The organism is Rhizobium sp. UBA1881 (assembly GCF_002338015.1).
Lineage (GTDB): Bacteria > Pseudomonadota > Alphaproteobacteria > Rhizobiales > Rhizobiaceae > Rhizobium.
The window spans coordinates 16,224-16,566 of record NZ_DDHH01000129.1 but is presented as its reverse complement, the minus strand read 5'-3'; the positions used below and the strand labels follow the sequence as shown (position 1 = coordinate 16,566).

The window sequence follows — 343 nt, the reverse complement described above, 5'->3', positions numbered from 1 at the left end:
GACGATGACGTTTTCCTTCAGACCCTGCAGGCCGTCGGTCTTGCCGGCGATCGCAGCTTCCGTCAGCACCTTCGTCGTCTCCTGGAAGGACGCGGCGGAGATGAAGGACGGCGTCTGCAGCGATGCCTTGGTGATGCCGAGCAAAACCGGCTCGCCATAGGCAGGCTTCTTGCCCTGTTCGATCAGGCCGTCGTTGACGTCCTCAAGCTCGATACGGTCGACGTTGTCGCCGACGATATAGGTCGAGTCGCCTGCATCGGTGATTTCCACCTTCTGCAGCATCTGACGGACAATCACTTCGATGTGCTTGTCGTTGATGACAACGCCCTGCAGACGATAGACT

The 343-nt window shown here is 58.6% G+C and carries 1 protein-coding gene; it reads right to left on the bottom strand.

Going from position 1 to position 343, the window contains the following annotated elements; translation table 11 throughout:
• A partial coding sequence (locus tag B3605_RS16035) for a hypothetical protein (protein WP_296435018.1) occupies positions 1 to 343 on the bottom strand: 343 nt, incomplete at both ends.